The sequence below is a fragment of the Gemmatimonas groenlandica genome (assembly GCF_013004105.1).
Classification (GTDB): Bacteria; Gemmatimonadota; Gemmatimonadetes; order Gemmatimonadales; family Gemmatimonadaceae; genus Gemmatimonas; species Gemmatimonas groenlandica.
This window is the reverse complement of the sequence record NZ_CP053085.1, coordinates 912,608-939,144: the sequence shown is the minus strand read 5'-3', so window position 1 is coordinate 939,144 and position 26,537 is coordinate 912,608. Positions and strand designations below refer to the sequence as shown.

Genomic DNA, 26,537 nt, shown 5'->3' with positions numbered 1-26,537 from the left:
GCGTCCGTATCGCCCCGCTCGGCAGTACGGCGGGCCCGAGTTGTGCACAAGAGGAGTTGCGGATCCGAGAGTGATATGTGATCCGTGTCTCCCTTTTGCACACGGATCTGCCCGTTGACTCGCTCTTCGCACCGACCCTGCCCTCGTCACTGGTTCGACTTCTCTGGCGCCGAGCGCGCGAGGGCTGATCGGATGGCCGCGAGGTGTCTCGCGTGAACATCTCGTGGTTGGAACGGGATCGCATTGACGCGTCGGACGAATTGCTCGCCGGTCCGATTCATGGTGATCTGCTTGGCACGGAGCATCTGGCCGCTCGCGCCCGGGCCGTAGCCCGGGGCCAACGGCTCGCCGATCAGCGCCGCGCGCTGCGGCCGGCGCGACTGCTCGCCCGATTGGCGAATACCCGCAATATTCTCGCGGACGCACACGGGCGCCTGCTGCGAGCAGGCGAAGACGGCGTCGATGCCGGTCCGGCCGCGGAATGGCTGCTCGACAACTATCACGTCGTGCAGGAGCATCTGCTCGAGGTGCGCGAAAGCCTGCCCGGGAGCTACTACCGTGAGCTCCCTGAACTGGCCGCCGGTCCGCTCACCGGCTATCCGCGCGTGTACGAGATCGCGATCTCGCTGATCTCACACAGCGAAGCACGCATCAACCTCGAGAACGTAGACCTGTTCGTCGAGGCCTTTCAGAGTGTCACTCCGCTCGCGATCGGCGAACTCTGGGCCATGCCGGCGATGCTGCGACTCGGCCTGATCGAAAGCATCCGGCGCATGGCCCTGCGAACCGTCCAGCGTCTTGATGAGCTCGAGGCCGCGCAGCGGTGGGCCGCGCACATTCTGGAGGCCAACACCAAAGGCGGATCCGAGCTCAGGGCGGCCCTTCGGGAGTTTGCCGACGCGGAGCTCGCGCTCACACCGCACTTCGTCTCACAGTTCCTGCAAACACTCCGACATGCGGAAGGCGCCTCGCCGGCCCTCGCGTGGCTCGAACAGTGGCTGCGCGACGCGGGCCTTGCTCCCGAAAACGCCGTTGCGCTCTCGGCCCAGCGTCTCACGCTGACGCAGCTGATGATGGCCAACGGCATCACCAGCTTGCGGGATGTTGGGCGACGCGACTGGCGCACCTTCGTCGAGCATCAAAGCATTCTGGAGGCGACGCTGCGCGACGACCCATCCGGGTTCTACCCGCAGATGACCTTCGCCACACGCGACTCGTACAGGCATGTGGTCGAACGCATTGCCAAACGAACCGGTCACCGTGAGGCCAGTGTCGCGCAATGGGCAGTGGATCTCTGCCATCGCCCGCTCGGCGACAGGGATCGGGGCGACGGCGTCCGGCAGAGGCACGTGGGCTACTTCCTCGTGGATGACGGCGTGCGCGAACTCGAGCGCACAGCAGGCTATACGCCAACGCTGGCCGAACGACTCGAGCGGGGCGTACGCACGCATCCAAACGTGGTGTTCGTCGGCGGGCTGATCGCCTGTACGATCCTCGCGATCCTCGCTGTCGTCGCGCTCGTTGAACCTGATGCCCGCGCGTCATTCTGGCTGATCCTGCTCTTTGCGTTTCTGCCGGCGTTGGACATTTCCGTGACGGTGCTGAACCAGCTCGTGACCACGTGGCTGCCGCCGAACGTACTGCCGCGGCTCGACCTGCACGCCCTCGGCGTGCCGTCGCAGTACCGAACCGCGGTGGTGATCCCGACGCTCTTCGGCACCAGCGAGGACGTCGCCGATGCGCTCGAAACGATCGAAGTACAGTTTCTCGCCAATCGCGAAGCGCATCTGCACTTCGCGATCCTCAGCGACTTCACAGACGCCGCCACGGAGAGCGCGCCGACCGATGCGGCGCTGCTGACTCAAGCCATCGACGGCGTGACACAGTTGAATGCGCGCTATGCGCACGACGAGATCACGCCATTTCATCTGCTGCATCGTCCGCGGCGATGGAACGCGCAGCAGGGCGTTTGGATGGGCTGGGAGCGCAAGCGCGGCAAGCTCGCCGAGTTCAATCGGGTGCTGCGAGCGGACGGACGCACCACCGACCCGCCGATCGACCACACGATCATACCGACGAGCGCCTTCTCCACCATCATCGGTGATCCGGATGCGCTGCGTGGAGTGAAGTACGTCATCACGCTCGACGCCGATACGGTCCTCCCGCCGGATGCCGCTCCGTCCCTGATCGGCGCATTGGCGCATCCGCTCAACCGCGCTGTCTACGATCCCGCGCTTCGCCGGATCGTGCGCGGCTACGGCATTCTCCAGCCGCGGGTCGGTGTGTCGCTGCCGAGTGCTCATCGCTCGCACTTTGCGGCCGTCTCGTCGGGACATCCGGGTGTAGATCCCTATTCGACTGCCGTGTCGGACGTGTATCAGGATCTGTACGGCGAGGGCAGCTACACCGGCAAGGGCATCTACGACGTCGACGCCTTCGAGCTCGCCACGCACGGTCGCTTTCCTGAGAACACGCTGCTGTCGCACGATCTCATCGAAGGTAACTACGCGCGGGCCGGCCTCGCGACCGATGTCATCGTGTACGATGACTACCCGTCGTCTTACGTAGCCTTCACGCGCCGCAAGCACCGCTGGATCCGCGGTGACTGGCAACTCATGCCGTGGCTTGGGCCACGCGTACCGAGTGCGGAGGGCACCGAACGGAACCGGCTCTCCTTGCTTTCTCGCTGGAAGGTGCTGGACAATATGCGTCGCAGCACGGTGGAGCTGGCGCAATTGGCGTTCCTGCTGGCTGCCTGGTCGGTGCTGCCCGGCTCCGTCATTCGTTGGACGCTGCTCGCGATCGGCGCGATCATCGCGCCCTGGGCGACGTCGCTCGCCTTGGCGCTGGTGCGCCCGCCACGCGACAAGTCCTGGCGCACGTACTACGCGGCGGTCGGACAGGATGCCATGGTGTCGGTTCAGCAGGCGGGCCTCGCACTCGTGTTCCTGTTGCATCAGACGCTGATCTCGATCGACGCCATCGTCCGCTCGCTCTACCGACTGTACGTATCCCGCAAGCACATGCTCGAATGGCGCACGGCGTCGACCGTTGAGCGCAGTGTGGACGACGTCGGACAGGAGACGTGGTACGCGATGCGGATGTCCGTGCTGGCGGCGTTCGTTATCGCCGCCGCCATCGCCTACCAGCGTATCGGAGCGCAGCGTGCACTCGGTGCACCGCAGCTTGGGCTCCTGCCGACTGAGCTACTGCTGGGTGGCATCGTGCTACTCTGGATCATGGCACCGCGCCTGGCAGCGTATCTCAGTCAACAGCGGGTCGAAACCCGCCCTGCCCTCTCGACGTCCGACCGAGAGACAGCCCGCCGCTACGCGGCATTGCACTGGCGCTTTTTCGATCGGTTCGTCAATGCGTCGACGCATTGGCTGGCTCCCGACAATGTGCAGTTCGATCCCGAGTCGGTGGTCGCCATGCGAACATCGCCCACCAACATCGGCCTGCAACTACTCTCCACGATCAGCGCGCACGACCTGAGCCTGATCACGTCGGCCGACCTGACCGAGCGACTGGAACGAACGTTCGGCACGTTGCAGCAACTGCGTCGTCACAAGGGCCACTTCTTCAACTGGTACGACCTTCACGATCTGCGTGTGCTCGAGCCGGCGTACATCAGCACCGTGGACAGCGGGAATATTGCCGGGCACCTCATCGCACTGCGGCAGGCGTGTCTGGAGCTGGCGGTGCGCGAGCCTTTGCTCGAGGCGCGCGTACTCGCGCTCGCCGAGCAGGCCGATGCGTACGTGACGGACATGGATTTCGGCTTCCTGTACGATGCAAAGCGGAAACTTTTCACCATCGGGTACCACACCGAGTCACTGACGGCCGACGAATCCTTCTACGACCTGCTGGCGTCCGAGGCGCGTTTGGCGAGCTTCGTGGCGATCGCCAAGAATGACGTACCGGTCGAGCACTGGTTCCGGCTCGCCCGCCCGCTCAATCGCACCTCGTCGGCGACCGCTCTGGTGTCGTGGAGCGGAAGCATGTTCGAGTATCTCATGCCGCTGCTGGTCATGCGGTCGCTGCCGTTTACGATTCTCGATCAGACCTATCACGGCGTCGTCGAGCGTCACGCGGCGCATGGCCGAACGCACAACGTGCCGTGGGGCGTGAGCGAAAGCGCCTACAATGTGCGCGATCTGCATCTGACCTACCAGTACCGGGCCTTCGGCATTGCGGATCTGGCCCTCAAGCGAGGCCTCGAGCGCGATCTCGTCATTGCGCCCTACGCCACCGCGCTCGCAGCCATGGTGGAGCCGGCGCGAGCCTTCGAAAACCTACGCCGCTTGGAATCGCTCGGCACGCTCGGCGAGTTCGGTTTCGTCGACTCGCTCGATTTCACCAGAACGGCTCCCGGCGAGCGTTTCACCATCGTGAACACGAGCATGGCGCACCACGTCGGCATGACCGTGGTCGCGCTCACCAACCTGCTCGACAGCGATGTCTGGCAGAACCGCTTTCATGCCGCGCCACTCGTCCAGTCGGCGCAACTGCTGCTGCACGAGCGAATTCCCCGTCGCCTCTTGCTGCGTCAGGCGCAGATGCCGCGGATCCCCGTCGAACGTCCCGCCACCGCGAGCGATCAGCCGGTCGTTCGTGAAGTGGACACGACCACGCGTACGAAGCCGCGCGTGGCCATGCTCGGCGCGTTGCCGTACACGGTCATGTTGAACCACAACGGCAGCGGATACAGCCGCTACGAATCGCTGGCCGTTACGCGATGGCGCGCCGACAGCACACGCGACGATCTCGGGCAGTACTGCTACGTGAAGGATGTGGACAGCGGCCGCACTTGGTCCACGTCGCATCAACCCGTGTGTGCGCCAACGCATCACAGTAAGGTATGGCTGGCGTCCGATCGCGTGACGATGCATCGCGTAGACGGCGATATCGAGACACGCACGGAGATCACCGTCGTTGCCGCGGATTGCGCCGAGGTTCGGCGGGTCACGCTGATCAATCTGGGCAGCGAACCTCGCGACATCGAACTGACCAGCTACGGGGAGATCGTCATGGCGCCGCCCGACGCCGATCGGGCGCACCCGGCCTTTTCCAATCTCTTCGTCGAGACCGAGTGGCATGCGTGGTGTACCGCCATCACCGCCACGCGTCGACCCCGCTCTCCTGACGATCCGGCCCTCTGGTGCGTGCATGTCGTGGACGCCGGTCCGGATCGCGTCGGGGACGTGAGCTGCGAAACAGACCGGTCGAGATTCCTCGGTCGTGGTCGTGGCGTGCGTCAACCCGCGGCACTCGAGACGAACGGCGCACTGAGCGGCACCATCGGACCAGTGCTGGATCCGATCTTTGCCTTGCGCACCCGCGTGCGCGTGACGCCCGGGCGCGCTGTGAGTGTGGCCTTTACCACACTGGTGGCTTCCAATCGCAAGGCCGCCTTCGAGTTGGCGGGACGCTACCACGATGATCATGCCGCGCAGCGCGCCCTCGACTTCGCGTGGACATCGACCCAGCTCGAATTGCGTGAACTCGGCATCACACCGGCCAGCGCCGCGACGTTCCAGGAGGTCGCCGCTCAGTTGCTGTTCCGCGATGGGTCACTCGCACCGCCGCCCGATGAGATCCGACGCAACCGCGGCTCGCAGCCGCAACTTTGGATGTACGGGATCTCCGGTGATCGCCCCATCGTACTGGCGACCATCGACTCGATGGACGGTCTCCCGACGTTGCGGGAACTGCTCGTCGCCCACCGGTTCTGGAGTCGGCGCGGGCTCACGGTCGATCTCGTCATCATCAATGCGTCCGGCCATGACTATCTGCAGGAGCTGCGCGACGCCATCACCGAGGCTGTCATCTCGACCAATGACGCCGCGCTGATCGATAAGCCCGGCGGCGTGTTCGTGCGTCGACTCGACGCGTTCTCAACGGTCGACTACCTCATGTTGTCGGCCACGTCACGGGTGCAGCTCACCTGCGACGGCCGCTCGCTGACCCGCATTCTCGAGAGCGTGGCCCTCCAGGCCAGCGATCGACAGCGCAATGCGTCGCAGAGTCTCGCCACCCGCACGCTCGAGCGCAGCACGCCAAGCAGTTCGACCATGGGGATCGTGCCGGTTGATCGCCCGGGTGCGATCGCATCACTGGTGTCGGCGCTTCGACCGCTGGTCAAACCGTTGATGCCACGGATCCTTCGCGCGCGCGCAGAGCCGGATAGCCTGCCGACACTGCCGACGAGCGCGCGATTCGACAACGGGATCGGCAGCTTCGACGACGAGGGTGACTATCTCATCCGAGTCGACGACGAACAGCTTCCTCCGGCACCGTGGTCGAACGTGATCGGCAATCCGCACGGTGGATTCCTCGTTACCGAACGCGGCGCCGGCTGCATGTGGGCGGAGAATGCGTTCTTCTATCGCGTGACGCCGTGGCACAACGATCCGGTCTCCGATCCGACGAGTGACGTCCTCTATCTCAAGGACGTGGACACGGGAGACTTATGGAGCGCCACGCCGGCGCCGATTGATGACGGTCGCTATCTCGTCCGACACGGGGCTGGCGAGTCCACGTTTGAGCACGAGCACGATGGCATTCACACCACGCTACATCTTGGGATGCCGGATGATGCGGCGGCCAAGCTTTCTCGCTTGCGCATCACCAACACCTCGACCGAGACACGACAGCTCTCCGTCACGGCCTTCGTGGAATGGACGCTCGGCTCGCGTCGTGAGGACACGCAGCACCAGGTCCGCACTCGGTTCGCTCCCGAGCAACAGGCGATCCTCGCGCAGAACACCTTCGATGCGCAGTTCGCCGAGTGGACGGCCTTCCTCGCCGTCAGTGAGCCAGTGTCCAGCTATTCGGCCAACCGGCGCAGCTTTCTCGGGCGCAATGGCTCGCTCGCCGACCCGGCGGCGCTCCGTGTGGACGGACTGGACGGGATGACCGGTGTCGCTCTCGATCCGTGTGCAGCGCTGCAATTCGACGTTGTCGTGCCGCCGGGCGCTTCCCGTGAAATCGTGGTGGTGCTGGGCGCGGCGCGTACGGAGGCCGAGGCGCGTCGGCTCGCCGATCAACTCCGGTCTGTGCCGGGTGCGACAAGCGCCGCCCGGCGTACGGTCGATGCGTGGGACACACGACTCCGTGCCATCACGGTGCGTACGCCGGACCCGTCGTTCGATATCCTGATCAACAAGTGGTCGCTCTATCAAGCGCTGTCGTGTCGTATGTGGGCGCGGATGGGGCTGTACCAGAGCAGCGGCGCGTACGGCTTCCGCGACCAGCTGCAGGACGTGATGGCGTTCCTGTACGCCGAGCCAGGTGTCGCGCGCGAGCACATTCTGCGTGCGGCGTCGCGGCAATTCCTTGAAGGCGATGTGCAACACTGGTGGCATCCCCACAGCGGGCGCGGGGTGCGCACACGATTCTCCGACGACCTGGTCTGGCTGCCGTACGTGGTCGATCAGTATGTCCGTGTTACCGGCGACGCGACCGTGTTCGATGAATACGTACCGTTCCTGTCGATGCGTGAATTGCTGCCGCACGAGCACGAGATCTATGATTTGCCCACCGTAACCGAAGACTTCGGGAGCGTGTACGAACATTGTCGTCGGGCGCTTCGCCGGGCCTGCACCATCGGCGTGCACGGGCTCCCGTTGATCGGCACCGGCGACTGGAACGACGGCATGAGCCGCGTGGGTTCCGACGGCAAGGGCGAGAGTGTGTGGCTGGCGTGGTTTCTGGTATCGACACTGCGCACGTTCGCGACGCACTGCGAAGCGCGCGGCGATCATGGCGAAGCGCAGGACATGCGGCGGAAGGCAGATGCCTACGTGCTCGCCGTCGAAGCGAACGGCTGGGATGGCGGCTGGTATCGGCGTGCGTACTATGACGACGGTACGCCGATGGGCTCGTCGGCGAACTCAGAGTGCCGAATCGACTCGATCGCACAAAGTTGGAGCGTGATCTCCGGTGCGGGCAATACGGCACGCCAGCGCATGGCGATGGAAGCGCTCAACGAGCAGCTCGTACTCGACGATGCGCGGTTGATCATGCTGCTCACCCCGCCGTTCACCGAGGGAACGCACGATCCGGGCTACATTGCCGGATACGTCCCGGGAGTCCGCGAGAACGGGGCGCAATACACGCACGCCGCGCTCTGGGCCGTACTGGCCACGGCCATGCATGGGGACGGTGAGCGCGCGTACGAACTGTTCCAGATGATCAATCCGCTCACGCATGGCGCGACGGCCGAAGGCGTCGAGAAGTACAAGGTGGAACCGTACGTGGTGGCGGCCGACGTATATACGGCGCCGATGCTACTTGGCCGCGGAGGATGGACGTGGTACACCGGATCGGCCAGCTGGCTCTATCGCGTCGGCATCGAGAATATTCTCGGATTCACCAAGATCGGTGATACCCTGCGCATCGAGCCGTGCGTGCCGCACGACTGGCCGGAGTTTCAGATCCAGTACCGCTTCGGTCGCACGACGTATGACATCACCGTGCGGAACCCGGCGCTGCTGCGCCAGCGTGGTTCACGCGTCACTCTCGATGGAACCGTATTCAGAACCAATACCATTCCGTTGGTCGATGACGGCGCCGTTCATCACGTAGTCATCGACGTCGCGACACGACGGTGACATCGGACCGCGAACCATCCGGGGAGCGACTTATCGAGGGACCCGGCGGTCGATGCTCGTCGCAGCAGCACAGGTCGTGCCGACCGTCACGCGGTCTGGCCGGATCGGAGTGAGCACCCATCCGGCCTCGGCACTCCACGTGCCCGTTCCGAACGCCTCGCGGCATTCGGGCGGACGGCGCGCACCGACCACGTAGATCATGTCAAAGAGAATGCCCGACGCGCGGCGCAGCGCGTGGTGGGTGCCGAAGAGCTCAGCAAAACGATTCTCGGCCGAGAGGCCCTCGGTGGCATCGACCGTCTCGAGAGCGCCACGCCGCAACGGTCCGTCGCGGCGCTCTCCTGCGCGGGGTGTGCCGCTGCGAACCCTCGAGAGCGCGAGCATGCGATCGTGCCCCGAGACGTACAGCACCAGGCGTTCGGTGAGCGGCTGGAGGTTCGCGACCACCGAATCTGCGAAGCGGTCGCGATCAAGATCGGGCGCCGCGAACACGATCGCCCGCGTGGCCTCACGCGCGAGCCGCGCACGCAGCGCCGTGGAATCACTGAGCGCACCGACCAGCAGCTGCGCGCCAAGCGAGTGCGAGACCAGCATGAGTCGGGACGCGGGGAGCGCGTCGAGCATGACCTCCGTGGCGCGTACCAAGGCCGGCTGACTTTCCACGGCCACCGCCGAGTCGCTGCGGTAGGCGCGATCGAGAATTGCATTTCGCGTTGGCCGCTCGAAACCGGCGCCGTTCGACGGCCAACAGAAGGCCACCCAGGGCACCGGCGAGCGGGAGCGAATCCGCGCTTCCGCCGCGTATCGCCAGCACTCGCGCTGCGACGTGCCATAGCCGTGCACGAACAACACGGCGAAGTCGTCGGTCGCATCGCGGCCCGTCGCGTCCCGGATACCGCGCACAAACTCGCTGCGCGTCAGCATCACGGAGTCTGCAACCGCGATGTCCAGACCGTCTTCGAGCACGTCGGCGGCGCGACGATACGTGTGAATGGCGAGCCCGTACGCGAGCGAATCGGCGAACCGTCGCGTGTCCCGCCCAGCCTCACGGGCCCGCGCGGAGATGTACCACACCGTGTCGGCCAGTCGTACCGACGCCGCCGGTGACGACTGGGGCGCTGGCGTGGTTACCGGCCGCTGCGGTGCACACCCGGCGCCGCCGAGCAGCACGACGGCGAGGATCGTCCACAACCGCCCACGACGCGCGCCCATTGAAGCGTGAGACATGTCACCCGATAAAGTGTTCTGGCAGCGTCCTAGAAGTGCGCAGCGCTCGCATTCTCCCACGCACGAGACATGCCCGTGGTCGACGGGTCGATGAGCAGCTGCCCGTGCATAAGCTGCGGGTAGATGTCGGCGTAGCTGCGGATCTCCATGGCGCTGACGCGCTTCATGATGAACCACGGTTTGAGATCCTGCGGCCGTTGCAGTCCCGCGGCGCCCAGCACCTCGAAGAAGCTCTTCACCGTTTCGCGATGATACCGGGCCACGCGGTGCGACTTGTCTCCCACATGCAGCCCGCCCACCAACGCGGGATCCTGCGTAGCCACACCGGTCGGGCACTGGTTGCTGTTACACCGCAGTGCCTGAATGCAGCCGATGGCGAACATCATGGCGCGGGCGGCGTTACACATGTCGGCGCCGAGGGCGATCTTGGTGGCCATCGAGAAGCCGGTGTTCACCTTGCCCGACGCGATCACGCGAATGCGGTCTCGCAGTTCGCTGGCGACGAGCGCATTGTGCACGAACGACAGCCCTTCGTTGAGCGGCGTGCCCACGGAATCCGAGAATTCCAGCGGTGCCGCGCCCGTCCCGCCCTCGCCGCCATCGACCGTGATAAAGTCCGGCGTGATGCCCGTGCTCATCATGGCCTTGATGATGCCGAGGAACTCGTGTCGCTTGCCAACGCACAGCTTGAACCCAACGGGCTTTCCGCCAGAGGCGTCACGCAAGCGCTTCACGAACTGGAGCAGTTCCGTGGGGGTGGAGAACGCCGTGTGGGCCGGTGGCGAGATCACGTCGTGACCGGGCTCCACCCCGCGAATCTCCACGATTTCCTGGGTGAGCTTTGACGCCGGCAGGATGCCGCCGTGCCCCGGCTTGGCGCCCTGCGACAGCTTGATCTCGATCATCTTCACGTTCGGCAACGCGGCGCGTTTGGCGAACTCCGACTCGCTGAATCGCCCCTGCCGGTCGCGCGCGCTGAAGTAGCCCGTGCCGATCTGCCAGATGATGTCGCCGCCCGGCTCGAGGTGATACGGACTGAGTCCGCCCTCACCGGTGTTGTGCGCAAAGTTGCCCATCTTCGCACCGGTGTTGAGTGCGAGCACCGCATTTTTGCTCAGTGAGCCGTAGCTCATCCCCGACACGTTGAACACCGACGCCGAGTAGGGCTGCGTGCAATCGGGCCCACCCACCGTCACACGCGCAAACGCCGCATCCGGGTGCGCGGGCGCGAGCGAATGGTTGATCCATTCGTAGCCGGTAGCGTACACATCCTTCTGCGTACCGAATGGCAGGGTATCCAGCTCACCCTTCGCACGCTGATAGATGAGCGAGCGATCGTTGCGGCTGTATGGCTTGCCGTCGCTGTTCGACTCGATGAAATACTGATTGATCTCGGGCCGGATCATCTCCAGCAGATAACGCGCGTGCCCAATGAGCGGGAAGTTCCGCTTGATGGCCTGCTTGGTTTGCTGCATGTCGGCCACGCCGCGACCGATCAGTGGCAGAATGATGAACAGCGACAGCCAGGCCGGGGGCCAGATGGCGGAGGCCGCCGCGACCAGCAGCAGGAGGCCGGTCGACACAATCAGGAATTGGGTACGCATTATGGCGAGTATCGGCCGGAAGGCGCGTGATGGCGAGTCGGCAGGGCATTTGCGGGGTACGACGCCTCAAGCGTCGTCGCATCAGACGACGCCCCCTTTCACTCGCGCGCAGGAGTTCCGTATGGCCGAAGCAGTCGCCCGTCGTATTGTCATTGCCAGCTTTGCCACTCCCAAGGGCGCTGAGAGCACCCTCGATCGGTTGAAGGGCGCCGCCGTCGGACTCGGCAATACCGCCGTCGTCACCCGTAACGAGAGCGGCGAGGTCGAGTTTACGGAGTCGCAGGATTGGGGAATGGGAAAGAGCGCGCTCGTGGGCGCGATCGCGGGTCTCTTGTTACCCGGCGTCGGTACGATCACGCTGGCCGCCGGTGGCGCGCTGGCGGCGTACTTCATTGACCGCGGGTTCCCGGACGCCCTGCTCAAGCAGATGGGCGAGGGACTCGCGCCCGACAGCTCGATGCTCGTGCTGTTGGTCGCGGACACGGACATCGCGCGGGCCACCGACGTGCTCACGCAGGGCGGCGGGACCGTGATTGGCACCAGCACGGAAAGCGATCTGACGGCGGCCATCGCCGGGCTCTCGTCCTGAATCGCTTAGCCCACTCGGCGGTCTTGTCCGCAACGGCGGCCGCCGAGTAGGCTTCGATTCACCCAGTTTTCGGAGCAGCATGCAGCGTTCGGCCATTCTTACCGCAGTGCCCCACGGACGTGGCCGTACTCGCCAGGTCACGATCCGCAACGTCGGCGACGAGGTCGCGCTGGAGCTCGGCATTCAGTTAATGGCCGAGAAGGAAGACCGGACCGATTGGCTGGAGGGCACGCGCCCGCGCGTGCTGGGACCGGGCAAGGAAGTGTGCCTCGACATCGCGCAGTCACCGGGACCGACCGAGTGCCGGCTGATTGTGTCGTGGGTGGACGGGCGCGGGAATGCGAGCCGGTGGATCGGAGCGATCAGCCGGCGGTAAGATCGGCGCGTATTGTTACATGGTTTGATCGTCGGGAATGCGGATTTGACGCGGTCGTGAGTGGCATTTGACCGCGAAGCGGCATCGTGAACGCTGTCGGCAAGGCCTACGCGAACCACCCCGTTCCAGCTTTTAGCGAACAAGGAACGCACCGCACCCGCTCCCTCGCTTTACGCTGCAGGCGCTCGGCGATTTGGCGCTGCACGCGGACGACCACCGACTTGGCGAGGCCCGTCGCAAGCCACTCGCGGTGCTCGCCTATCTGGCCGTAGAGGCCGACCCGGAGACCGAGCGCGCGGTCAATCGCGAAGCGCTCGCCGCCCTGCTCTGGCCGGACGTGTCGCCTGAACGCGCGCGTCGCACGCTGGCCCAGACGCTGTACGCGCTACGACGGGAGTGTGGCGCCGATGTGGTACTCGGTACCAGCCAACTGACGATCAATGCCGATGTGATCGCCTCGGACGTGCGCGATTTTCTCCGCGCGGGCGAGGCCGGCGATCACGCTGCGGCGCTCGCTTGCTACCGAGGCCCGTTTCTCGATGGCGTCGCATTCGCTGGAGCCGTCGAGTTCGAGCACTGGGCGGAGCGCGTGCGCGAACGGATCGCGGCAATGCACGGCGACATGATCCGGGCGCGCGCCAATGCGCGACCTCGCTCGTCGCCGGCCTCGATGCCGGCCTCCTCGCCGGCCGAGCCGCTCGACTTCCCAGCGACGGTTACGCCGCGGCGACGTGCGCGCGGCATGCTCGACGCGCCGCGCGCGGTGGTCGGCGGGGTGATCGGAATGGCCATCCTGGCGCTGGCCGCAGCGCTGCTGGCGCGCTCGCCGGCACGGCCACGACCGGAAACTCTTCACGAACTCGCCGAGCAGAGCCGCCGCGCGCGACTTGAGGCTCGCATCGCGTCGATCGACACCGCACACCTCGGGCGCGTGGTCGTGCTTCCACCGCGCAACGTGACCGGACAGCCGGCGTACGACTCGGTATTACGGCACATGTCGTGGTGGATCTACACCGTGGAGCGGCAGACGCTCTTCCAGACCGTACCGGAGTCGATCACCGTGCGCCTCGACCGGGAGCTGCGCGCTACGAACATGCCGACCACTACGACTATGCAGATCGCCGAGCTCCTACGTACCACGCAGGCAGCTCTGGCTATTCAACCCCTGCTGTCGCGGGCCAAAGGCGACTCCCTGCGCGTCTCATTTGTGTTCTATCGAGACCTGTCCCGCACGCGTGTGGCGGAGCGCGGGTCGTCAAACCTCGAGACCATCACCGGTCCCGCGACGTCGGCGGTCGCGGTCAACGGCAACCGTGCCGCGTCGGACGCCGTGAGCAAGCTCTATCGCTGGCTGCGCTCGACGGAGACGTGCGATCCCGACGAACACGTCGGATACGAAACGGCGCCGTGGTGTTGGATCGAGGGGAAGCAGCTTGGCGTGGTCGTGGGCGTCGACGAGCGGCAGCGGCGCGTTGTGCAGCGATAGTAGAATCCGGTCAGCCGCTACGGCACGACAAACGGATCCGTCGACGCGGTGACGCGGCCGCCGCCAGCGCTCTCAACCGAAAACCCGACCACGAGGCGATACGTCCCGGCTTCAGTCGTTGACGGCAAACGGTATCCCTCTTCCGTTTTTGCATTGCCGGCAAGCACCCTGAGCTCAAGCGTGCACGCCCTCCCACTCATATCGACCACGTCCCATTGTCCGGCGCGGAGTCGATCGAGGCGGCCATTGGCACAGAGATTGTACCCGAGGCTGGCCTCACTCGCATTGATGATCTCGAGTTGGAGACTGGTCGCGGAGGTCGGACCGCTGACCGATCGCACCACTAGACTGACCTCTCCGGCATTCGGCGCCGTCGCACCGTGTGCACGACAACCGGCGCAGACCGCAGCGATCGCGAGTGCGCGAAGAAATACACGAATGTTCACAAGACGCTCCGGTTGGAAGACGGCGGCGTTAGAGTGGAACCAGTGTCAGTGAAACCTGCTGCGTCGTCGCGGCGTCACAGCCGCAATCCGTCGTGGCTCGAACGCGCGCGACACTCACGCTACGCTCAACAGTCTGATAGCCCGTGGCACCAAATCGCAGCGTGTAGTTGCCCGCATTGCCAGGCACGACGCAGCGCCCGGTCGTGGCATCGCACGACACGCGCGTCGTAAACGGCGCGACCACGTCGACGAAGAGTCCCGGAAGCGGGCCGCCGGCGGCATTCGTGACCACGCCTTCTACCGCGATCGGCAACGGACACGGCATGGCCACACAGTTCGCCATATCACAGCCGCCCATCAGCAGCGCGAGGCCGGCCGCGGCCTTCACGCGCCCTCCTGCAACAACACCGCCGTCACCGGTCGATCCGCAGCCTGCGTGCCAAATGCCACCGACGCTCGCGCGCCACCAAACGTCTGGCCCGCCGCGCCGAACGCGCACTGCACCTGCGCGCCCGGCGGCGGAAATGGCAAATCAATCTTCACGGTGAAGCGGCCCTGCGCATTCGTGCCCACGCCGGTCGTCGAAAATCCAGCACAGCTCACGGTCAGACCCGCCGATGGCGCGACGACATACGGCTGACCATTCGCGCGCAACACTGTTCCTTCGATGGTCGCGAACGCGACGGAGCTGAAGGGACAGGTTCCACCACCGCAGCCGCCGGCATCGTCGTCACAGGCCAGCAGGCTTAGCGCGAGCGCAATTGGGGCGAGCGCACGCAGACTGCGCACGATTGCCGGAGGCCGATCGCCAGCGGCACCGATTGGCGCGAGCTCGTGTTGAGAACAATCGTGCCAGTTTCGCGCTTTCACATTCCCCTCCGGTTGGGTGGACGCTTCACGTCGTCGGCAGTGCATTGGAATTCAACTCGAAGTGCCGCGGAACGTAGAGCGGCTCCACGAATAACAGCCGAACAATGGCGTTGTGGACTCCGTGAAATCCAGTGGTTGCAGTGGAAGAAACACAGCCTTGGGTATCGCAATTGTTGCCACTTGCGCCGCGCTGGAGACTCGGTGTTGGTGCCGAAGTTCCGCAAGGCGTGGGGACGCTCGACGACCTGCGGCCGATGCGTGGGACTCACGTTGAGGTGGTCATGCGCCGGTCATGCGAAGCGGTGCGGAAGCCGGACGATGGCCGCGTCGGCGCGGACGATGCACTTTCTCCGTTGGAAGCGACTCGTATGCCGCTTGGTGTGCCACCTCTGGGAGGGAATGCATGTCTGAATCAAGACCAGATATCGGAGATCGTGTTCCACGGGCCGAGGCGGTGGTGGCGGCTGCCCTGGACGCATTTGAGAAGCAAGACTGGCCCCGATTGATCGCACTGACCGACGCGGGCTCGCTCGTGACGCTCAAGTCGCGATACCTCGCGATGAAGCGTATCGAGCTCGGCCGAGAACCTCCGTTTGGCGCGACGGAAATGGAATTGGGCGAGGTCCCCTCGGAACTCGAGGAGTGGTGGCGAAACCGGCGTCAATTCGGCGAGCTCGCCGGTATCACCGAGATCGAGCATGCCGAAGCGCTGGACGACACCGAATTCCTTCTGCGATGGGCACAGGCGCGGCATCCTCAGTATTTGGTCGACGGGGTGTCGCCGTGGCATCCCCGAGACCACGTCGAGCGTCGCTCGGTGGTAGGGAGCGTGGCCTTGTTGCCCGACACCGTCGCCGTAGTCGTGCGCGCGGCCGAGACGCACCCGTTGACCACACTTGCCGCGCTGTCAATGATTGCCGTTCTGGGTGACAACACCGGTGACTGGGCCCTCGACGCATCGAGTGGCTGGCTTGGTCTCGCCGATTCCTATCTTTGATCGAACGCAAAAAGCCCCGGCGCGAGGCCGAGGCTAAGTGCTTGTAAAATCGACTGTTATGCAGTCGGGATGACAGGATTCGAACCTGCGACCCCCTGAACCCCATTCAGGTGCGCTACCGGGCTGCGCCACATCCCGTCGCGGTCAACCATCCCGCGGACAGACTGAAGAACGTAATCCCCTCGGCCGTTCCATACCAGTGGTTCCCCGCCAGATTCCACGGTGTCGAACGAGGCGCCCCCCGGCTGCGTACCCTTCTCGACCGCCTCCGCCCGCCTTTGCTGAGTACCGTGTGCCCCGTTTCGCTCCACGTCTGCTGTCCCTGCCCCGTCGCTTCGCGCTCGTCGCTGTCATCATCGGCGTGAGCGCCACCAGCCCTCGTCGGCTCGCGGCCCAGCCGTCGCCCAAGGTCGCCCGCGCCGTCCGCGTATCACGCGCGCCCAAGATCGACGGCCGGCTCGACGATGCCGCGTGGACCCCCATCCCCGCCGTCGAAGACTTCGTGCAGCGCCAGCCGCTCGAGGGACAGCCCGCCACCGAAGGCACGCAGGTGTATCTCGCCTACGACGACGACGCCATCTACGTGGGCGCCCGTATGCGACGGGTGAATCCGCGCGACATCGAACGCGCCGTGACACGCCGCGACGGAGCGGGCACCGCCGAACGCTTCACGATCACCTTCGATCCGCAGATGGACCGACGCACCGGCGTGGGCTTCAGTGTGTCGGTGGCTGGCGTGCGCTCCGACTATCGCCATACCCGCGACGCGGACGGCGACGGACGCGAGAGTCAGTTCGATCCCGTCTGGAGCGCCGCCGCACACGAGGACGCGACCGGATGGACGGCCGAGATGCGTATTCCGCTCTCGCAGCTACGCTTTCCGAAAGTCGCGAAACAGCGCTGGGGCCTGCAGCTCGAACGGTGGATGCCCGACAAGAATGAAGTCGTTCAGTGGGCCATGATCTCGCCGCGCGAAACGGGGTTCATTTCCCGTTTCGGCACCCTCGAGGGGCTCGACGATCTTACCACCACGCGCCCCGTGGAGCTGGTACCGTACGTGGCTGGTGACGCGACCCGACGCGCGACCTCGGTGGCGAACAATCCGCTCGACCGCCCCTTCGCCGGTCGCATGGGACTCGACGCTAAGATGGCCGTCGGCTCCAGTCTCACCCTCGATGCCACGGTGAATCCCGACTTCGGTCAAGTCGAAGCCGATCCGGCTGAAGTGAATCTCTCCGCCTTCGAAACGTTCTTCGACGAACGCCGCCCCTTCTTTACCGAAGGCAGTGAAATGGTGCGTGGTCCCGTGTCGGGATACTTCTATCCCCGTCGTATCGGCGCACCGCCGCGCGGCACGGCGTCCGGCGATTTCGTAGATATCCCGCGCGCCAGCACGATTCTCGGTGCCGCCAAGCTTACCGGCCGCCTGCCGAGTCGCCTCTCCATCGGCGCCGTCGCCGCCGTGACCAGCGACGAGCAGGCGCGCGTGCACATCAGCGACTCGAGTCTCACCCGGTCCGTCGCGGTCGAACCGCGCGCCGCCTACGGGGTGCTGCGGCTCCAGCAGGAAATCGGCAAGCAGGCGTCTACCGTTGGTGTTGCCTTCACCACAGTGCAGCGGCAGTTCAGCAATGCCCCGTCGCTCGCGTCGCTGCTGGCCCGGGAGAGCTACTATGCGGGGGCCGATTGGCGTCTCCGCTTTCAGCAAGGCAAGTACGCCATCACCGGATTCGTGGCCGCCACGCACGTCGCCGGCGACACAGCGTCGATACGCCGCCTGCAACTCGCCAACACGCGCCTCTATCAACGGCCCGATCGGCGCAACGCGATGTATGATCCGCTCAAGACCTCGCTCTCGGGATACTCCGCGCAGCTCCGCGCCGACAAAGACGCCGGCCGGCACATCCTGTGGGGCGCCGAAGTGAAAGTCGAGTCGCCCGGCTACGAGGTCAACGATCTCGGGCGCCTGCAGTCCACCGATGACGTCGAGTACAACGCGGACATTCAGATTCGCGAAACCGTACCGGGTCGCATCCTGCAGAACTGGCGATTGGGCTTCGACACCCGCGGCGCGTGGAATTTCGAAGGCGCGCATCAGCTGAATACGTGGGCGCAGACGACCAACCTCACATTCAAGAATTTCTGGAGCGCCAACGTACGCAACCAGATCGAACTGCCCACCATCGACGACGCGCTCACCCGCGGCGGTCCGTACATGGGCACCCCCAAGCGTTTCCGTCAGGAACTCCGTCTCAGCAATCAGTCCGGCGCGCGCACCGGCTGGCGCGTGAACGGCGCGTGGGGCACCGACGAATTCGGCGCATGGCGTCGTGACGCGGCCGCCCAACTCACGCTACGGCCGTCGCCGCGCGTGTCGGTATCGGCCGAACCCACGTTCCAGTCGGGGGTCGACCCACGCCAGTACGTCACGAGTATCGCGGGCGGCACCCGCACGTACGCAACGCGCTACATATTCGCGTTCATCGACCGCACCACGATTTCCACGAAGCTCCGCGCCAATTACGCGTTCTCGCCGAACCTGTCGCTCGAGGCGTACGCCGAGCCGTTCGTGGCCAGCGGACATTTCTCGCGCGTGGGCGAACTCTCCGCGCCGCGCAGTCGTGTACTACGGGAATACGGCACCGATGGCACGACGATGACCACGGACTCCGTCGGCACACGCACGATCACCGACGGCACGCAGTCGTTCACGATCGGTAATCGCGACTTCAACATTCTGTCATTCCGTTCCAACATGGTGATGCGATGGGAATGGACGCCGGGCAGCACCTTCTTCCTGGTCTGGCAGCAGAACCGACGGACCGCCGAGGCGTTCGGCGACCCCGCCCGCGCAAGTGATCTGTTCCGTACCACCCGCGCCAGCGGTGACAACTTCCTGGCCGTCAAAGTCAGTTACTGGTTGCCCGTGCGGCTCGGGGGACGCCGCTGAGGCTGCTCCCGACGTGCAAATGTCACACCGGATCACCGTCAAAGCGGCCGCCGGCGAATTGACATCCAGACCGCCGACCGCACCTTTCTCATATGCCTACTGCCCTGCGCGTCCTGCTATTGGCCTTCGGCCTGGCACCTGTGTCTCTCGCTCCCGGCACGACGTCATCGATACCGTCATCGATCACGCCAGCGGCGGTAGCAGCCCGAAAGACCGTCGCCGTGCTCACGTTCGACAACAACACCGGCAAGTCGGACTACGATCACCTCGGTAAAGGCATGGCGGCCATGATGACAACCGACCTCGCCGCGGTGAACGACATTCAGCTGTTGGAGCGTGAGCGGCTGGCCGATGTCACGAAGGAGATCGATCAGCAGCGTTCGCGCTATTTCGACTCGACGACCGCCGTCAAGGTGGGACGTCTCTCAGGGGCGCAGTACATCGTGATCGGCTCGATCGCCGCGGTGGATCCGCAAATGCGCATCGACACGCGCATCATCCGCGTCGAAACCGGCGCCATCGTGAAGACCGCCAACGTGACCGGCAAGGAAGAGAAGTTCTTCGACCTGCAGAAGAAACTGGCGCGGCAGTTGGTGAAGGATCTCGACATTGCGCTCACGCCGGAAGACGAGGCGCGGCTCGATGCGCGACAGGAAGCCAATCGCGTGGACGATCTCGACGCGGTGGTGAAACTCTCCAACGCGATGAGCATGGCCGATGCCGGTGACTACGGTGGCGCCACACTCAAGATCGCGCCGGTGGTCGCGAAGTATCCCAACAGCACCTTCGTGAAAATCACCGCCGACGAAATCAAGAAGCGGGCGGCACAGAGCTCGAAGGAAAAGGCCAAGAACGGTATCAACACCGGCATCAACAAGCTGATCAAGCGGAAGTGGCCGCCCGCGAACTAAGCGGGCACTGCACAGTCGACCTAGCCGCGCGCACTCGCCAGTGCCTCGTCGACCGACTTCCGCAGATCATCGAGTGCCACCGGCTTGAGTAATACCGCATGCGCGCGAGCGGCCGCAATCCGCTCCGGCGTAAGGCGATGGCTGAAGCCCGTGAGAATCAACACCGGCATGTCCGGCCGCAGCATATGGACCGCCTCCGCCAGCATATCACCCGTCATGACCGGCATCGTCTGGTCGGTAATCAGCAGGTCTACCGCCGACGGCTGCCCTTGAATGAACGTGAGCGCCGCCTCGGGCTGCGAGAACACGTGCACGACATGTCCATAATGCTGCAGCGCGCGCTCGACCACGCGTGATACGCCCGGTTCGTCATCCACGACGACCAGACAGGCACCGGCGTACGGACTCTGCTCGAGCACATCGTTCTCGTCCGCGTCCATCGCGCTCCCGTACGCCTCCGTTGACATCTCGTCCTCGGCTTCGAACTCCGTGATCATCTCGGTTTCGTCGAGTTCTTCGTCCCACAGCCCCTCGATGATCGCGCGCGGAAAGACGATTTCGAACGTGGTGCCATGGCCGATCTCGCTCATCACATCGGCACGACCAAGATGTGACACCACGATACCATGCAGCACCGCCATGCCCAGTCCGGTGCCTTCGCCGGTCGGCTTCGTGGTGAAGAAGGGCTCGAAGATCCGGTTTCGCACATCGGCCGACATACCATCGCCCGTGTCGCGGACCTGAAGAACCACGACCGACCCGTGCGGCTCGGGCGCGAAATCCGGCACCGTACGCGACGACAGCGCGATGGTGAGCACGCCATCGGTCTTGTCGCGCATCGCGTACTCGGCGTTCGACACGAGATTGAGCATCAGCTGCTGCAGTTGGGTGGGATCACCCATCATCAACTGCGAGTGTTCCGCGCCCTCGATCACGAGCGTGACCGTGCGCGGAATCATGCGGCGCAACAGCGGTTGGAGGTCGAGGACCAGCCGCGACAGATTCACGTACTCGCGCGTCGGGGTGGACCGTCGGCTAAAGGTGAGAATCTGCCGCACAACATCGCGCGCACGGTCGCTGGCATCGAGAATCGCACCGAGATTCTCCTCGTTGCTGCGCCCCTTTCGCAATGCGCTCTTTGCGAGCTCGGCGTTACCGCGAATGACGCCGAGCAGGTTGTTGAAGTCGTGGGCAACGCCGCCGGCGAGTGTGCCGAGGGATTCGAGCTTCTGCGCCTCCCGGATCTGCGCCTCGAACCACGCCTTTTCCGCTTCCGCCTGACGGACCGTACTCAGATCGCGGATCACGAGATGGCGCAGCAGGCTTCCCTCGTTCGGTACCGCGGTCACCGTGCATTGCACCGGAACTTCCGTGTCACCGCGCCGCACCGTGAACTCCTGCGGCGGCGGCGTTGTCGCGCCCGTGCCTGGCGGCAACGACACGAGCTCGTCGAGTGGACGGTGCTGCAGCTGCTCCGGCATCGAGACGCCGAACAAGGTCGCCGCCATCGCATTCCCCGTGACGACGCGACCGTCATCCACCAGCAACTGCGCATCCATGGCGCGATCGAAGATCGTGCGGAACTTGCGCTCGCTGTCGCGCAACCGACGTTCGCTCTCCAGTAACCGCAATCCGTTGCTGCGGATGACATTCACCCGCCAGCGGAATGCGGCGATCACCAGCAGTACCGCCAACGCGGCGTACAGGCCAAGTGCATACCAGGTCCGCCAAATCGATGCACGCACGGAGAAGGTCCGCCGCACGGGTCCATACTCGCGGCCTGCCCAGTCGTACGCCCACGCCTCGAGGTCGTAGTCACCGGACTCGAGATCGAGATAGTACCGGTTCGGTGCATCGAGCCACTCCGAGCGCCTCGCCTCGGGGACACTATCGACGATGCCCACCGAAGCACTACCGCCGTCGACCTCATCACCACCACCGAAGATGGCGTTGCGGCGGTGCAGGCGCACGCGATATCGCGTCTCCTCCTCACGATGGTACGTGAAGAGCATCGGTTCGACGTGCAGGTCGTTCTCGTCAGGATCGAGCACGAGGTCGTCCGCGAGCTCACGTGCGGTTGCTTCGGCCGTTGCGCGCAGTTCGAGTCGGGCAGGAAGCTGCCGGCGCGCTGCCGTCAAATCCACGACGCCAAGTCCGGCTGAGGTGCCGACCCATACGACATCCGTCGACCCGCCGATCGAAACGGACGACACTTCGCTCGAGGGAAGTCCATCCGATTCGGACACCTGCGTGGCGACCCGCCACTGCGCCGTATCCGACTTCGTCACATCGACCGCGGCCAGACCGGTCAGCGTCGAGACCAGTAGCAGACCGTTACGGCCGCAATGAATCGAGGTCGGGCCCAGCGAACTGCTCAGCGAGAGAAGCCGCGGCGGCAAGAGTGTCCACGCCGTCCCTCCGTCCTCCTTGCGCCAGAAGACGCCGCGCTCGCTATCGAGTGCGAACAGATGCGGAGATCCGCCAACCGGCATCCGACAGATCTCGCTGACGACGCCGGTGCCGAGCGCTCGTGCTCCGACGTCGGGAATTCTCTCGAGCGCGCTGCCCGACGCCATGAGGCGGTGCACGACGTGCGCACCGCCTGCGTAGATCACCGGCGCCCCGTTTACATCTCCCGACGCAAGAGCGGTCACCGAGCCACTCACCGGAAGCGATGAGGGCATCCAGCGCGTCCCGGTCCACTCGACGACGCCGCGGTCTGTTGCGGCCACGAGCGCATCGCGACCGTCAGGAAGCGTGAGACGTTGCACGCGATGTACGCGGCGATCATCCAGCCCGGCTCCGAACGACTCGATCAAACCGTCACGCCGGACGAAGAGACGCCCATCGGCCACGAAGATCATGCGCGCCGCGGCCGACGATACCTTCTGCCCGACCGGCAACGACGGATCGAGACGCACGAAGGCGATCTGACGCACCGTGCCGTACGACGTGCCGTTCGGGCGCACCAGCCGCTCGACGCGACCATCCGATGCCAGGTGAATCAAACCGGAGCGCGTAGATCCCATCCACACTTCGTCTCGGCCACCAGCGGCTGACACCGCAAGTACCGCGGTCAAAGGCTCTTCGTAGCCTCCACTGCGCAAATCGACAGTGCCCGCGACACCGACGGACAGCCGTGAGAGGTGACCGCCACGCGCCGAGATGTACACGGCAGCGCCGCCAGCGTGGCGCGGGACTGCACGCAGCAGTGTGACCGTCCCTCGGCGTTCGGAGATATTCGACGGGATCGCGCGCCACATGCCGTTCCCCTGCGACTCATACAACTGTCCGTCGGTGGTACCCACCCAAAGCGTGAACCCACCGGACAGCGCGGGCACGGCTGCCACGCGATTGGCGCGAGCCGGCGAGCCGGCGAGTCGTACAAAACGACGTTCGGTTGCATCGAGTGCGTACACACCGCCGATGCCCGCCACGAACACTCGCGCGCCGCGCGCGCCGGGAGCCGCGGCGAGGTACTGTGCGTCTGGGGTATCGAGGCCCTCGCGCGCCGTAAAGGCGGTCCATGCGCCTTCTCGATATCGCGCCACGCCGCCGAGCGACGAGGCGACCCAGAGTTCGGGTACGCTATCTGCACCGCTCGTCGCCGTCACCATCATCCCGAGCGGTGAAATCCCCGCAGGAAGCGTCATGCGCACGAACTTCGCGCCGTCGAAGAACGCGACGCCGTTCGACGCGCCCACGACAACGCGGGACGTTCCGTCGATCGCACGCGTTTCCGCCAGGCTGTAGATCACTGGTCCGGGAAGCCCGTCCGCCTCCGAGAACCGCTGGAGCGGCAATCCGCTCCGCGATCGGAGGACGCCGCGGCGCGTGCCCATCCATCGGGAATGATCAGTGCTGAAGAGCAATGACCGCACTTGCTGGTCGGCGAACTCCGCTGGCAGGGGTTCGCGTCGCCACGTGCCGCCAGCATACGAGTACAGGCCGTCCTCTGTGCCAAGCCACGGCTGGCCACGTGCGTCGACGTCCAGGGCGTACACGGTGGAGCTACGCAGACCGGAGCTTCCATCGAACCGCCGCTCGGCCAACATGCGCAGCTCAGCCGCCGCCGGAATCACCGCCGCGAACGATGGCGATGGTTGTGCCTCGGACTGCGGTGCCGTTCCCAAACACAGAAGCGCGGAAAACAGCGCCCCCGCCACGCCATTGGTGCCACGACTCACGCGAAACCCTTGGCAGCGGCCCGCACGGCCTCGTCCATCGGCGGATACGCCGACTTGGTAGACTCGAGCGTCTCCACCAGCATCCGGGCGATGAGATGATTGCGCACCGCCTTGTCGTCGGATGGAACCACGTACCACGGTGCCCAGGGCGTACTGCAGCGTTCGAGCATCTCTCGATACGCGTCGGTATACGCATCCCATCGATCGCGATCTTTCAGATCTTCCAGCCGGAACTTCCAGTTCTTCGTCGGATCGTCGAGTCGTGCCTTCAAGCGATCATGTTGTTCTTCACGGGACACGTGGAGCATACACTTGCGAATGATGACACCGCTGTCGGTGAGCATGCGCTCGAACGTGTTGATGTGATCGTACCGGGCGCGCCACACCGGCTCGGGTACCAGCTCGCGTACACGCACCGCAAGGACGTCTTCGTAATGCGACCGGTTGAAGACGCCAATCATGCCACGCGGCGGCACTACCTGATGCGCGCGCCAGAGGAAGTCATGACGCAGTTCGAGCGGCGTAGGCGGGCCGAAGGCCGCCACGTGTACGCCGGTGGGATTGAACGCGCCGTACACCGTCTTGATGACCCCGTCCTTTCCCGAGGCATCTCGGCCCTGCAGGACCAACAGCAACGCGTGGCGTCCGTCGGCGTGAAAGGCGTCCTGCAGTTCTGATAGCCGTGCGAGGAGCGTGGCGGTGGCCGCCTCCAGTTCGGTCTTGTCGAGCGAGCTCTCGATCCGCGCCGCCTTACTCCCGAGTTTGATCTTCTCGTCCAGGTCGACCGGCGACAGCCGCAGCGACGACGTAGGATTCGCCATCAGTCGGTCCCGCCGATCGTGGCCGCGCGACCCGTCATCTCCTGCACCGCGATCACAAACGCCAGTTCGCGCGCTGGCGTGGGGTCGTTCGCGTCGAAGGCCGTGGGCACCAGTGTGCGAAACATCTCTACTGCCTGGCCGAACCGTTCGACATCCTCCGGTGGCCCGTCAGGATCGGGAAACTCGATGCGCCCGTGCACGACCACACTGCGCCACTCGAACAGCGCCGTGATCTCATCGACCTCAAACGCAATCCACGGATGATGCGCGAGCACGTTCACCTTGGTGCCGTACTGCGTGCGACCGTAGATGTGTCCATTCGCGTACACGTAGTGGATCGGCTCGATGTCGACGCGATCGCGAAAAGTGAAGGCGAGACGACCGACGTGCTGCGCCGTGAGCAGCGCCTCGCATTCCGATCGATCGATTACGTGAAAATCAGGCGGCTTGGTCATGCTTCCTCCGTCGGCTCGAACGGCTCCATGTGAATCAGCACTCCCATGGCCGCCGGCACCCGCTGCCGAATCGCGGTTTTCACCATACCGGACAGAATGTGCGCGTCATGGAGCGAAAGCGCAGGATCGGCCTGCACGTGAATGTCGACGTAGAATGCAGTACCGGATTTGCGGATTTTGAGCTTCTCGATGGCGAGCACACCGGGCGTGCCACGCGCGGCGTCCGACACCGTCGCCAGCACGGACGGTTCAGGCGCACGATCCATCAAATCACGCAGCGCGGTGCGCAGCAACAGGCTGCCGTTGATCACGATGACGCCGGCCGCCACCAGCGCCGCCCAATCATCCGCCGGCTCCCACCCGGGACCGCCGACCAGTGCGAGGGCGATGCCGATGAAGGCCGCACCGGAGGTGATCGCGTCGGCGCGATGATGCCACGCGTCGGCCGCGACGACGACGCTACCTGACACCTCGCTGACGGCCATCACCCGCTTGGCGAGCAGTTCCTTGACCACGATGACCATCGCCAACACGAGCAGTGTCCACCAGGCGGGCGCATGGTGCGGCGTGCGAATCTCCGCGATGGCTTCGATGGCGATGCCCGTCGCGGCGCCGAGCATAAGAGCGGACACGGTGGCCGCTGCGAGCGCCTCGGCGCGTCCGTAGCCGAACGGATAGAGCTCGTCGGGATCCCGGCTGGCGATCCGGAGACCACTCCAGACTACCAGCGAACCGATCATGTCAGTCGAACTCTCGACGGCGTCGGCGACCAATGCGTAGGAATTCCCGAGCAGCCCGGCCACCAGCTTGATCACCGCCAACCCCGCATTGATCACCAATCCGAGTTGCGCGAGCCGCTGGGACTGGGGAACGGGGGGACGGGAAGAAGGGTCCGAGCTCATCTGTGGCGAAAGGTAGTGGGAAAGTGTGATGGATGACCATTCTCGATCGTCCCTCCCTTTGAAGTCGTCCCTGTGACGCTCGTGGCATCATTTGTGTGATG

The 26,537-nt window shown here is 64.9% G+C and carries 16 protein-coding genes and 1 tRNA gene; 7 read left to right on the top strand and 10 right to left on the bottom strand.

Annotated elements, in window-relative coordinates:
* The first annotated feature begins 212 nt into the window (after positions 1 to 212).
* Entirely contained in the window at positions 213 to 8,615 is an 8,403-nt protein-coding gene (locus tag HKW67_RS03875) for a glycoside hydrolase family 94 protein (protein WP_171224139.1), read from the top strand.
* Between the two features lie 30 nt (positions 8,616 to 8,645).
* Here the strand turns inward: HKW67_RS03875 and HKW67_RS03870 are convergent, their stop codons facing one another.
* Positions 8,646 to 9,842: an alpha/beta hydrolase gene (locus HKW67_RS03870; protein ID WP_171224138.1), complete on the bottom strand. Its 1,197-nt coding sequence runs from the start codon at positions 9,840 to 9,842 to the stop codon at positions 8,646 to 8,648.
* 29 nt (positions 9,843 to 9,871) lie between these two features.
* Positions 9,872 to 11,446, bottom strand: coding sequence for an FMN-binding glutamate synthase family protein (locus HKW67_RS03865; protein ID WP_171224137.1), 1,575 nt, complete (start codon positions 11,444 to 11,446; stop codon positions 9,872 to 9,874).
* A gap of 121 nt (positions 11,447 to 11,567) precedes the next feature.
* On the opposite strand from HKW67_RS03865, the gene HKW67_RS03860 reads away from it, so the two are divergent.
* The 3 genes from HKW67_RS03860 (at position 11,568) to HKW67_RS03850 (ending at position 13,897) form a co-directional block, all read left to right on the top strand.
* Complete coding sequence (locus HKW67_RS03860) at positions 11,568 to 12,035, top strand: DUF1269 domain-containing protein (RefSeq protein WP_171224136.1); 468 nt, start codon at positions 11,568 to 11,570, stop codon at positions 12,033 to 12,035.
* Positions 12,036 to 12,141: 106 nt separating this feature from the next.
* A complete protein-coding gene (locus HKW67_RS03855) occupies positions 12,142 to 12,411 on the top strand; it encodes a hypothetical protein (RefSeq protein ID WP_206044594.1) in 270 nt (89 codons plus the stop codon).
* A 193-nt stretch (positions 12,412 to 12,604) separates the two neighbouring features.
* A complete protein-coding gene (locus tag HKW67_RS03850) occupies positions 12,605 to 13,897 on the top strand; it encodes an AfsR/SARP family transcriptional regulator (protein WP_171224134.1) in 1,293 nt (430 codons plus the stop codon).
* Positions 13,898 to 13,914: 17 nt separating this feature from the next.
* Here the strand turns inward: HKW67_RS03850 and HKW67_RS03845 are convergent, their stop codons facing one another.
* Genes HKW67_RS03845 through HKW67_RS03835 form a run of 3 tightly spaced genes read right to left on the bottom strand, consistent with a single transcriptional unit; the run spans position 13,915 to position 15,132 of the window.
* Positions 13,915 to 14,343 carry a hypothetical protein gene (locus HKW67_RS03845; RefSeq protein ID WP_171224133.1) on the bottom strand — a complete coding sequence of 143 codons (429 nt, stop codon included), beginning with the start codon at positions 14,341 to 14,343 and terminating at the stop codon, positions 13,915 to 13,917.
* A 28-nt stretch (positions 14,344 to 14,371) separates the two neighbouring features.
* Positions 14,372 to 14,731 carry a carboxypeptidase-like regulatory domain-containing protein gene (locus tag HKW67_RS03840; protein ID WP_171224132.1) on the bottom strand — a complete coding sequence of 120 codons (360 nt, stop codon included), beginning with the start codon at positions 14,729 to 14,731 and terminating at the stop codon, positions 14,372 to 14,374.
* Positions 14,728 to 15,132 (bottom strand): hypothetical protein, encoded by a 405-nt coding sequence (locus tag HKW67_RS03835; protein ID WP_171224131.1) that lies wholly within the window; start codon positions 15,130 to 15,132, stop codon positions 14,728 to 14,730. The genes HKW67_RS03840 and HKW67_RS03835 overlap by 4 nt, the downstream gene beginning before the upstream one ends.
* A gap of 484 nt (positions 15,133 to 15,616) precedes the next feature.
* On the opposite strand from HKW67_RS03835, the gene HKW67_RS03830 reads away from it, so the two are divergent.
* Positions 15,617 to 16,210, top strand: coding sequence for a hypothetical protein (locus HKW67_RS03830; RefSeq protein ID WP_171224130.1), 594 nt, complete (start codon positions 15,617 to 15,619; stop codon positions 16,208 to 16,210).
* Positions 16,211 to 16,274: 64 nt separating this feature from the next.
* On the opposite strand, the gene HKW67_RS03825 is transcribed toward HKW67_RS03830, so the two are convergent.
* Positions 16,275 to 16,348: transfer RNA gene (locus HKW67_RS03825), tRNA-Pro, on the bottom strand.
* A 154-nt stretch (positions 16,349 to 16,502) separates the two neighbouring features.
* On the opposite strand from HKW67_RS03825, the gene HKW67_RS03820 reads away from it, so the two are divergent.
* Both HKW67_RS03820 and HKW67_RS03815 read left to right on the top strand, forming a co-directional pair.
* A complete protein-coding gene (locus HKW67_RS03820; RefSeq protein ID WP_171224129.1) occupies positions 16,503 to 19,160 on the top strand; it encodes a DUF5916 domain-containing protein in 2,658 nt (885 codons plus the stop codon).
* Positions 19,161 to 19,252: 92 nt separating this feature from the next.
* A complete protein-coding gene (locus tag HKW67_RS03815; RefSeq protein ID WP_171224128.1) occupies positions 19,253 to 20,071 on the top strand; it encodes a CsgG/HfaB family protein in 819 nt (272 codons plus the stop codon).
* A 20-nt stretch (positions 20,072 to 20,091) separates the two neighbouring features.
* Here the strand turns inward: HKW67_RS03815 and HKW67_RS03810 are convergent, their stop codons facing one another.
* Genes HKW67_RS03810 through HKW67_RS03795 form a run of 4 tightly spaced genes read right to left on the bottom strand, consistent with a single transcriptional unit; the run spans position 20,092 to position 26,436 of the window.
* Positions 20,092 to 24,258: an ATP-binding protein gene (locus HKW67_RS03810; RefSeq protein WP_171224127.1), complete on the bottom strand. Its 4,167-nt coding sequence runs from the start codon at positions 24,256 to 24,258 to the stop codon at positions 20,092 to 20,094.
* On the bottom strand, positions 24,255 to 25,079 hold the full coding sequence (locus HKW67_RS03805; RefSeq protein ID WP_171224126.1) for a PPK2 family polyphosphate kinase: 825 nt from the start codon (positions 25,077 to 25,079) through the stop codon (positions 24,255 to 24,257). Before HKW67_RS03805 ends, HKW67_RS03810 begins: the two co-directional genes overlap by 4 nt.
* Positions 25,079 to 25,534 carry a pyridoxamine 5'-phosphate oxidase family protein gene (locus HKW67_RS03800; protein ID WP_171224125.1) on the bottom strand — a complete coding sequence of 152 codons (456 nt, stop codon included), beginning with the start codon at positions 25,532 to 25,534 and terminating at the stop codon, positions 25,079 to 25,081. Before HKW67_RS03800 ends, HKW67_RS03805 begins: the two co-directional genes overlap by 1 nt.
* The gene (locus HKW67_RS03795; protein ID WP_171224124.1) at positions 25,531 to 26,436 is read right to left on the bottom strand and encodes a cation diffusion facilitator family transporter; all 906 of its coding nucleotides are present in this window, start codon (positions 26,434 to 26,436) and stop codon (positions 25,531 to 25,533) included. Before HKW67_RS03795 ends, HKW67_RS03800 begins: the two co-directional genes overlap by 4 nt.
* Between the last annotated feature and the right edge of the window lie 101 nt (positions 26,437 to 26,537).